The organism is Corynebacterium meridianum (assembly GCF_016342265.1).
Lineage (GTDB): Bacteria > Actinomycetota > Actinomycetes > Mycobacteriales > Mycobacteriaceae > Corynebacterium > Corynebacterium meridianum.
Window position 1 is genome coordinate 1 of sequence record NZ_JAEIOS010000014.1, and the last position, 5,598, is coordinate 5,598.

Here is a 5,598-nt window from a genome sequence, read left to right on the forward strand (position 1 = left end):
GCCTTTGTGGGTGGTTGTGTTTGTTGGTTGGGTAATTGTTTTTTTGATTCGTTTCCGGATCATTCATGGTCGTGGCGTGTGCCGGGGAGTGTAAGTCGCTTCCTTAATCGACCGCTGTCGGATGCTCACTGTGTGTGGGTGTTTGTGGTGGTTGTTGACTGTGGTGGTTGGGACGGATGTTTGTGTGGCGTGTTTGTTTTTCCTCGTCGAATGACACGCGTCACTATGGCGGATGTTTCATCTGCTTTTTGTTTTTTTGGACAATCATTTTTGACATCGCCCGGTCTTTGGGTCGGGTGGTGTTGCTGGTTGTTTGTTTTGTCAGGTTTTGGGCTTTTTGTATTGCTTAAAAGGCTTTTATGGAGAGTTTGATCCTGGCTCAGGACGAACGCTGGCGGCGTGCTTAACACATGCAAGTCGAACGATGAAGCGGTGCTTGCACCGTGGATTAGTGGCGAACGGGTGAGTAACACGTGGGTGATCTGCCCTGCACTTCGGGATAAGCCTGGGAAACTGGGTCTAATACCGGATATGACTGCATCGTTAGTGGGTGTGGTGGAAAGGTTTTTCCGGTGCAGGATGAGCCCGCGGCCTATCAGCTTGTTGGTGGGGTAATGGCCTACCAAGGCGTCGACGGGTAGCCGGCCTGAGAGGGTGTACGGCCACATTGGGACTGAGACACGGCCCAGACTCCTACGGGAGGCAGCAGTGGGGAATATTGCACAATGGGCGCAAGCCTGATGCAGCGACGCCGCGTGGGGGATGACGGCCTTCGGGTTGTAAACCCCTTTCGATCACGACGAAGCGAGAGTGACGGTAGTGATATAAGAAGCACCGGCTAACTACGTGCCAGCAGCCGCGGTAATACGTAGGGTGCGAGCGTTGTCCGGAATTACTGGGCGTAAAGAGCTCGTAGGTGGTTTGTCGCGTCGTCTGTGAAATCCCGGGGCTCAACTCCGGGCGTGCAGGCGATACGGGCATAACTTGAGTGCTGTAGGGGAGACTGGAATTCCTGGTGTAGCGGTGAAATGCGCAGATATCAGGAGGAACACCGATGGCGAAGGCAGGTCTCTGGGCAGTAACTGACGCTGAGGAGCGAAAGCATGGGGAGCAAACAGGATTAGATACCCTGGTAGTCCATGCCGTAAACGGTGGGCGCTAGGTGTGGGTCCCTTCCACGGGGTCCGTGCCGTAGCTAACGCATTAAGCGCCCCGCCTGGGGAGTACGGCCGCAAGGCTAAAACTCAAAGGAATTGACGGGGGCCCGCACAAGCGGCGGAGCATGTGGATTAATTCGATGCAACGCGAAGAACCTTACCTGGGCTTGACATGTGCAGGATCGGCGCAGAGATGTGTCTTCCCTTGTGGCCTGCATGCAGGTGGTGCATGGTTGTCGTCAGCTCGTGTCGTGAGATGTTGGGTTAAGTCCCGCAACGAGCGCAACCCTTGTCTTATGTTGCCAGCACGTTATGGTGGGGACTCATGAGAGACTGCCGGGGTCAACTCGGAGGAAGGTGGGGATGACGTCAAATCATCATGCCCCTTATGTCCAGGGCTTCACACATGCTACAATGGTCGGTACAATGGGTCGCGATACCGTGAGGTGGAGCTAATCCCTAGAAAGCCGGCCTCAGTTCGGATTGGGGTCTGCAACTCGACCCCATGAAGTCGGAGTCGCTAGTAATCGCAGATCAGCAACGCTGCGGTGAATACGTTCCCGGGCCTTGTACACACCGCCCGTCACGTCATGAAAGTTGGTAACACCCGAAGCCAGTGGCCCAACCCTTGTGGGGGGAGCTGTCGAAGGTGGGATCGGCGATTGGGACGAAGTCGTAACAAGGTAGCCGTACCGGAAGGTGCGGCTGGATCACCTCCTTTCTAAGGAGCTTTTCTTTTCCATCCCTGCATTGTGGTCCGTGTCCGCCGGTTGGTGGTCGGGCTTGTGGGTGGTGGTGGTTGGTTTGTGGCGGACGAGTGTTCCGCACGCCGGCCTTTTATTAATCGGGTGGAGACACGCCGGTATAGCGATGGTGGATGGTCGCTGGAAACAATGTATGAGTCGAAGAAACGGTTGTTGGTGCACTGTCGGGTGTCTGGGACATTATGTTCCTGGTGTTGCGGCCCATGTGGCTTGCCGGCCTTGTTTGGTTGGTTGGTTCGTGTGGTTGGTGTTGTTGTCAGAACTGGATAGTGGACGCGAGTATCTTTATTTTTTGTTTCGTCGAGAATGTGACCATTTTTTGGTCGTTCTTGGTGTTTTGTGTGTTTTGTTTGTAAGGGCACACGGTGGATGCCTTGGCATACTGAGCCGATGAAGGACGTGGGAGGCTGCGTTAAGCCTCGGGGAGCTGTCAACCGAGCGTTGATCCGAGGATGTCCGAATGGGGAAACCCGGCCGTCGTTGTGGGCGGTCACCTGCCGGTGAAGAAAATAGTCGGTGTGGAGGTAACGCGGGGAAGTGAAACATCTCAGTACCCGCAGGAAGAGAAAACAATAGTGATTCTGCTAGTAGTGGCGAACGAACGTGGATGATTGGCTAAACCGTATGCGTGTGATACCCGGCAGGGGTTGCGTGTGCGGTGTTGTGGGGCGATGGCGTTGTGTGGTCTGCCGGCCATGCCTGATTGTTGTGCTTGTGTGTTAGCGGAAGTGGTTTGGAATGGCCCGCCGTAGACGGTGAGAGTCCGGTACGTGAAAACATCAAGCCGGTCAGTGTTGTCGATACCCCGAGTAGCAGCGGGCTCGTGGAATCTGCTGTGAATCTGCCGGGACCACCCGGTAAGCCTGAATACTCAGTGTGACCGATAGCGGAATAGTACCGTGAGGGAATGGTGAAAAGTACCCCGGGAGGGGAGTGAAATAGTACCTGAACCCGTGTGCCTACAATCCGTCAGAGCCTCCTTTGGGGGGTGATGGCGTGCCTTTTGAAGAATGAGCCTGCGAGTCAGCGGCATGTCGCGAGGTTAACCCGTTTGTGGGGTAGCCGTAGCGAAAGCGAATCCTAACTAGGGTGTTTTAGTGGCATGTCCTGGACCCGAAGCGGGGTGATCTACCCATGGCCAGTGTGAAGCGACGGTAAGACGTCGTGGAGGCGCGAACCCACTTAGGTTGAAAACTGAGGGGATGAGTTGTGGGTAGGGGTGAAAGGCCAATCAAACTCCGTGATAGCTGGTTCTCCCCGAAATGCATTTAGGTGCAGCGTTGCGTGTTTCTTGCCGGAGGTAGAGCTACTGGTTGGTTTAGCGGGACTACAATCTTAGCGACATCAGCCAAACTCCGAATGCCGGTCAAGTGTAAGCGTGGCAGTGAGACTGCGGGGGATAAGCTTCGTAGTCGAAAGGGAAACAGCCCAGATCGCCGGCTAAGGCCCCTAAGCGTGTACTAAGTGGAAAAGGATGTGGGATCGCGAAGACAACCAGGAGGTTGGCTTAGAAGCAGCCATCCTTGAAAGAGTGCGTAATAGCTCACTGGTCGAGTGGTTCTGCGCCGACAATGTAGTGGGGCTCAAGTACACCGCCGAAGCCGCGGCAATGACATCTTTTGGTGTTGTTGGGTAGGGGAGCGTCGTGCATGGATTGAAGCTGCCGGGTGACCGTGTGGTGGACTGTGCGCGAGTGAGAATGCAGGCATGAGTAGCGAATGATGAGTGAGAAACTCATCCGCCGGATGACCAAGGGTTCCTGGGTCAAGCTAATCTTCCCAGGGTGAGTCGGGACCTAAGGCGAGGCCGACAGGCGTAGTCGATGGACAACGGGTTGATATTCCCGTACCCGTGCACATGCGCCCATGGTGAATCAGTGATACTAACCACCCTGAAGCGTTTCGCCACTTTCTTTGATTGTGGTGTGATTGTGGATGCGTGGGACCTGATCTGGTAGTAGCCAAGCGATGGGGTGACACAGATTGGTAGTCGAGCCACTTATTGGATTGTGGTGTAAGCGTGCAGCCCGGGGGATAGGTAAATCCGTTCCCCGTTACATGGGTGAGGCGTGATGCGTACCCTTTTTGGGGATGTCGATGATCCTGTGCTGTCGAGAAAAGCCTCTAGCGATGTGTGTGTGCGGCCCGTACCCCAAACCGACACAGGTGGTCAGGTAGAAAATACTAAGGCGATCGGGTGAACTGTGGTTAAGGAACTCGGCAAAATGCCCCCGTAACTTCGGGAGAAGGGGGGCCATGACGGGTCACCGGTCCTTGCGGCTGGTTGGCGTGTTGTGGCCGCAGAGAATAGAGGGAAGCGACTGTTTACTAAAAACACAGGTCCGTGCGAAGACGATAAGTCGATGTATACGGACTGACGCCTGCCCGGTGCTGGAAGGTTAAGAGGACCTGTTAGACCAACTTGTTGGTCGAAGCGGAGAATTTAAGCCCCAGTAAACGGCGGTGGTAACTATAACCATCCTAAGGTAGCGAAATTCCTTGTCGGGTAAGTTCCGACCTGCACGAATGGCGTAACGACTTCCCTGCTGTCTCAACCACAGGCCCGGCGAAATTGCAGTACGAGTAAAGATGCTCGTTACGCGCGGCAGGACGAAAAGACCCCGGGACCTTCACTATAGCTTGGTATTGATGCTCGGTTCGGTTTGTGTAGGATAGGTGGGAGACTGTGATCACATGACGCCAGTTGTGTGTGAGTCGTTGTTGAAATACCACTCTGATCGAATTGGGTATCTGTTAACCTCGGCCCGTGATCCGGGCCAGGGACAGTGCCTGGTGGGTAGTTTAACTGGGGCGGTTGCCTCCCAAAGAGTAACGGAGGCGCCCAAAGGTTCCCTCAGCCTGGTTGGCAATCAGGTGTTGAGTGTAAGTGCACAAGGGAGCTTGACTGTGAGACTGACAGGTCGAGCAGGTACGAAAGTAGGGACTAGTGATCCGGCACCGGCTTGTGGAAGCGGTGTCGCTCAACGGATAAAAGGTACCCCGGGGATAACAGGCTGATCTTCCCCAAGAGTCCATATCGACGGGATGGTTTGGCACCTCGATGTCGGCTCGTCGCATCCTGGGGCTGGAGTAGGTCCCAAGGGTTGGGCTGTTCGCCCATTAAAGCGGCACGCGAGCTGGGTTTAGAACGTCGTGAGACAGTTCGGTCTCTATCCGCCGCGCGCGTTGAAACTTGAGAAAGGCTGTCCCTAGTACGAGAGGACCGGGACGGACGTACCTCTAGTGTGCCAGTTGTCACGCCCGTGGCATGGCTGGTTGGCTACGTACGGAAGGGATAACCGCTGAAAGCATCTAAGCGGGAAGCCCGTTTCAAGATAAGGTTTCGTTTGAGGTTCCCTATAGATTATGGGGTTGATAGGCCGGATCTGGAAGCACAGTAATGTGTGGAGGTGACCGGTACTAATACACCGAAACAAAACAACACATGCGTATGAAGCAATGATTTGTGTTGCTCGCGTCCACTAGCCAGTGTCTGGCACCAACACCAGCACAATGAGTTTATTGTGTGTGGCACTTTTTGAGATGTGTCGGTGGTTTTAGCGGTTGGGGAAACGCCCGGTCCCATTCCGAACCCGGAAGCTAAGCCCACCAGCGCCGATGGTACTGCATGCGGGAGCGTGTGGGAGAGTAGGACACCGCCGACACTACAACTTCACA

3 rRNA genes are annotated in these 5,598 nt (G+C 54.9%); all 3 read left to right on the top strand.

Going from position 1 to position 5,598, the window contains the following annotated elements:
- Positions 1-356 precede the first annotated feature (356 nt).
- A 16S ribosomal RNA gene (locus JDV75_RS10100) occupies positions 357-1,878 on the top strand.
- 385 nt (positions 1,879-2,263) lie between these two features.
- Positions 2,264-5,363: ribosomal RNA gene (locus JDV75_RS10105) — 23S ribosomal RNA — on the top strand.
- A gap of 104 nt (positions 5,364-5,467) precedes the next feature.
- A 5S ribosomal RNA gene (rrf, locus tag JDV75_RS10110) occupies positions 5,468-5,585 on the top strand.
- Together the 16S, 23S and 5S rRNA genes form the textbook arrangement of a ribosomal RNA operon.
- Positions 5,586-5,598 lie beyond the last annotated feature (13 nt).